The sequence below is a fragment of the Pseudomonas sp. D2002 genome, from assembly GCF_013385735.1.
GTDB lineage: Bacteria > Pseudomonadota > Gammaproteobacteria > Pseudomonadales > Pseudomonadaceae > Aquipseudomonas.
Map to the genome: position 1 here is coordinate 1 of NZ_JACAPL010000035.1, position 3,240 is coordinate 3,240.

At 63.0% G+C, this 3,240-nt stretch carries 2 protein-coding genes; both read right to left on the reverse strand.

Going from position 1 to position 3,240, the window contains the following annotated elements:
- Positions 1-33: 33 nt before the first annotated feature.
- Entirely contained in the window at positions 34-1,434 is a 1,401-nt protein-coding gene (locus tag HX783_RS29740; RefSeq protein ID WP_177019243.1) for an efflux transporter outer membrane subunit, read from the reverse strand.
- On the reverse strand, positions 1,431-3,240 hold a 1,810-nt coding region (locus tag HX783_RS30110; protein ID WP_256347369.1), incomplete at its 5' end, for an efflux RND transporter permease subunit. The genes HX783_RS30110 and HX783_RS29740, both read right to left, overlap by 4 nt.

Genomic DNA, 3,240 nt, shown 5'->3' on the forward strand with positions numbered 1-3,240 from the left:
GCAAGCCAGCTCCCACATTTCAATCCCGGTGTGTCAGTGCTGCCAGCCACCGCCCAGGCTCTGAATCAACGCCACACTGCCCTGACTCAACTGCCCCTGCGTATCACGCAAATTCTGCTCCGCCTGCAACAACACCAGTTGCTGAGTCAGCACCGTCTCCCGACTGACAGTGCCCGCACGCAACTGCGCTTCCTGGCTGCCAAACAATTGCTGATTGCGCGCATAGACCTGCTGAAACGCATCCGCCTGGGTTTGCAGATGATTGATCGCGGACAAGTTGTCCTCGACATTCTGCAAGGCACTCAACACGGTGCCCCGGTAGTTGGCCGCAATCTGGTCATAACTCGCCTCAGCCTGCTTGACCGCCGCCTCCCGCGCACCGCCGTCAAAAATCGTCTCCGCCAACGCCGGCCCCAGCGTCCAGATGCGGTTAGGCAACGAAAACAACCCACCCAAGGCACTGCCGCGATAACCCAATTGGGCCGTGAGATCGAGGGTCGGAAAAAACGCCGCCTCAGCCACGCCGATCTTGGCGTTGGCCGCCGCCGCCGAACGCTCAGCCGCGACCACATCAGGCCGGCGCTGCAGCAAGGTCGACGCCAGGGTCAGCGGTGGCCGCGGCACCACAAAGGCAAAATCAGTGCGTGGCGCAATGCTGAACTCACTCGGCGCCACGCCCACCAATACCGCCAAGGCATGTTCGTATTGCTCACGATTACGCAGCGACGTTTGCAGGTCGGCAATCGAGGTGGTCAGTTGGTCTTGGGCCACGAGCAACTGGTCGTTGGTCGCCACGCCTTGGGTGAACTGCGCCTGGATCATGTCGAGCAATTGCTGATTGATGCTCTGCTGCTGTTGCAACAGGCGCACGTCAATATCCATCTGCCGCAACGCCAGGTAATTGCTCGCCACGCTGGAGCTGATCGACAACCGCACCCCGGCCAGTAACGCATCGGATTGCTGGGCCGTGGCCTGGCTGGATTCGATGCCCCGGCGCACCTCGCCCCACAAGTCCGGCTCCCAACTGGCGGTCAACGTCGCGCTGACACTGTTTTTCACGCCGCTCGATGCCGTGGTGGTGCTGGACGTGCTGCTGTCACCGCCCTCGCCGCGCGAACCGGACAAGCCCACGCCCACCGTCGGCCACAACCCGGCGCGGCTCGACGCCACCTGCGCCTGGGCCAACCGATACGCCGCCTCGGCCGCGATGATCGACTGGTTGGCCTTGGCCGAGCGCGCCACCAAGTCATTCAGCACCGGGTCCTGATAGGCCAGCCACCACTGGCTGTCCAACGCCCCTTGAGGGTTGGAGACCGCGCGCTGCCACTGCGCGCCTTCCTNNGGCAGCTCCATCGCCGGTTTCTGGTAGTCCGGCCCGACCATGCAACCACCCAGCATCAGGCTGGCCAACAGCACGCTATATCTGAGTTTCATGACCTTGCTTCCTTGTGCCGCCCCAGGCGTTGCGACGCCCGGTCGAGCCAGAGGTAAATCACCGGGGTGGTGTAAAGCGTCAGCACTTGGCTGAGCAGCAGCCCACCAATAATTGCAATCCCCAACGGCCGGCGCAGTTCCGAGCCATAGCCTGAGCCGAGTACCAGCGGCAGCGCGCCGAGAATCGCCGCCAGCGTCGTCATCATGATCGGCCGGAAGCGGATCAGGCACGCGCGGCGTATCGCTTCCTTGGCCGTAAGGCCGAACTCACGCCGCTCGGTGATCGCGAAGTCGATCATCATGATCGCGTTCTTCTTGACGATGCCGATCAGCAGAATCACGCCCACCAGCGCGATGATCGACAACTCGGTGCCGGTCAGCAACAAGGCAATCAACGCGCCAACGCCTGCCGAAGGTAAGGTCGAGAGGATGGTCAGCGGATGCATCAGGTTCTCGTAAAGAACGCCCAGCACGATGTACACCGAGAGCAGCGCAGCCACGATCAACAGCGGCTCACTGGCCACCGACGACTGGAACACCTGCGCCGTGCCGGCAAACTGGCCGGTGACACTGGCCGGCATGCGCAGCTGTTTCACCGCGTCCTCCACCAGCGCGGTGGCCTGGCCGATCGAGGTGCCGGGCGCCAGGTTGAAAGACACGGTTACCGCCGGGAACGTGCCTTGGTGGCTGATGGAAATCGCCGTGCGCGAGAGGCTGTTATCCGCCAGTGCGGACAGCGGCACCAACGTCGTTGGCGTGGTCAGGTTCGGCGCAGCGGTGGTGCCTTTGGCCGCCACTGACGCGTTGCCGCTCGGCACATAAATGCCTTTGAGCGCTGAAGGGTCAGTCCAGTACTCCGGGGCGATTTCCATCACCACGTGGTACTGGTTGGCGGCGCGGTAAAGCGTGGAGACCTGGCGCTGGCCGAACGCGTCGTACAGCGTCTGGTCCACCGCCGACATGCCCACGCCGAGCCGCGCGGCGGTGTCGCGGTTGATGTGCACATTGGCCAGCAGGCTATTGTCCTGCTGGTCGGTGTTCAGGTCGGTGAGTTGCGGCAGCTTATGCAGCACTTCCACCACCTTGGGCACCCACTCATCCAGGGATTGCTGGTCGTCGGCGGTCAAGGTGTATTGGTACTGCGCGCCGCTTTGCCGGCCACCCACGGTGATGTCCTGGGCCGCCTGCAAAAACAGCTTGGTGCCAGGCAAGTCGCCGAGGCTGTGGCGGATCTGGCCGATCACGTCGACGGCACTGTCCTTGCGCTGATCAATCGGCTTGAGCAGCACAAACAGCTGCGCACTGTTGACCGCCCCGCCGCCGCCGCCACCGCCGCCGACAAACCCCGCAGCGGTTTCCACATTGGGGTTTTGCATGACCTTGTGGTTGATCGCGGTGAAGTCGTTCTGCATCGCCCCGTAGGAAATGCTCTGCGCCGCGATGATGCTGCCCTGCAGGCGCCCGGTGTCTTCCTGGGGAAAGAAGCCCTTGGGCACCAGCACGTACAGAACGCCCGCGAGCACGATCACCAGCACCGTCACCAGGCCCATCAGGATCGAGTGCTCAATCACCCAGCCCAGCGTGCGATCGTAGAAACGGTGAAAGCGGGAATCCGGGTGCTCATTGCCTTCGCGGATTTCCTTCGGCGCACGCAGCAGCACGCTGGCGAGCATTGGCGTCACGGTCAATGAGATCACCATCGAGATCACAATGGCCACCGACAGCGACACCGAAAACTCGCGAAACAACCGCCCGACAATCCCGCCCATCAACAGCAACGGAATAAACACCGCCACCAGCGACACG